We start from the raw sequence: 477 nt of genomic DNA, 5'->3' as shown, positions 1-477 counted from the left end.
GCCTGAGCCGATGGGTTTTGCAGCGGCCTCCATTCGTCCTGAATCAAGCGCCATTGAAATCAGATTGGGCCACACAGCAATTCGCTTGCCGGTAAATCAGCCTGCTGCGTGGGTGGCTGATTTTGTTAAGGCACTAAGCTAATGCGTTGTTTTGTCGACCCTTCAGCTGTTTATCTGTATCGTACTCATGTTGACTTTCGTAAGTCGATTAACGGATTGACCTTAATCGTGGAGCAGGAGTTGGGGCTAGACCCTTTCAATACAAGTCTTTACCTATTTTCAAATCGCATGCGGGATAAGGTGAAAATACTGTACTGGGATAAAACAGGTTTTGCCCTTTGGTATAAACGCTTGGAGAAAGCTCGCTTCAAGTGGCCAAAGAAATGTGGCGATACGTTTGAAATCAGCGAACAACAACTGCACTGGCTACTCGAGGGTTACGATATCGAGGGCCATCAAGCGATTTATTTTTCATCT

The 477-nt window shown here is 46.1% G+C and carries 1 protein-coding gene; it reads left to right on the top strand.

Annotation, left to right across the window (positions count from 1 at the left end):
• Nucleotides 1–141: 141 nt before the first annotated feature.
• Nucleotides 142–477: IS66 family insertion sequence element accessory protein TnpB (gene tnpB / locus AC438_RS16910; RefSeq protein ID WP_053982325.1), on the top strand; the 336-nt coding region annotated here is incomplete at its 3' end.

Origin of the sequence: Marinagarivorans algicola, from assembly GCF_001292705.1 — a bacterium.
Taxonomy (GTDB): domain Bacteria; phylum Pseudomonadota; class Gammaproteobacteria; order Pseudomonadales; family Cellvibrionaceae; genus Marinagarivorans; species Marinagarivorans algicola.
The sequence above is the reverse complement of the archived record's forward strand: the minus strand, read 5'-3'. Positions and strand labels throughout refer to the sequence as shown.